Annotated in this window: 1 pseudogene; it reads left to right on the top strand. The window is 46.7% G+C overall.

Annotated features, from left to right (window positions below):
* A pseudogene (locus BCT81_RS05395) lies at positions 1-224 on the top strand (hypothetical protein); the annotation flags it as partial.
* Between the last annotated feature and the right edge of the window lie 61 nt (positions 225-285).

Raw genomic sequence — 285 nt, 5'->3', positions numbered from 1 at the left:
ATGGCCTACTAACAGGTGTTGAGACTCGTACGTCTTCTCCGGTATGTATCAAGCGTGGAAAAGACTTCCAAAGCATCAACCTTAAGGGCTTCTACCCTGCTGGTGAAGGTGCAGGTTACGCAGGTGGTATCCTGTCTGCTGGTATCGACGGTATCAAAGTTGCAGAAGCACTTGCACTATCTATGGTCGAGCAGAACCAAGCTGAGAAGCTCGAAATCGCTTAAGAGCTCGGTTAACGAACTAAAGCAAATATCAAAAAGGGCTCAATGAGCCCTTTTTTAGATC

Origin of the sequence: Vibrio sp. 10N.261.52.A1 (assembly GCF_002876325.1) — a bacterium.
In the GTDB taxonomy this organism is placed as follows: domain Bacteria; phylum Pseudomonadota; class Gammaproteobacteria; order Enterobacterales; family Vibrionaceae; genus Vibrio; species Vibrio chagasii.
The sequence above is the reverse complement of the archived record's forward strand: the minus strand, read 5'-3'. Positions and strand labels throughout refer to the sequence as shown.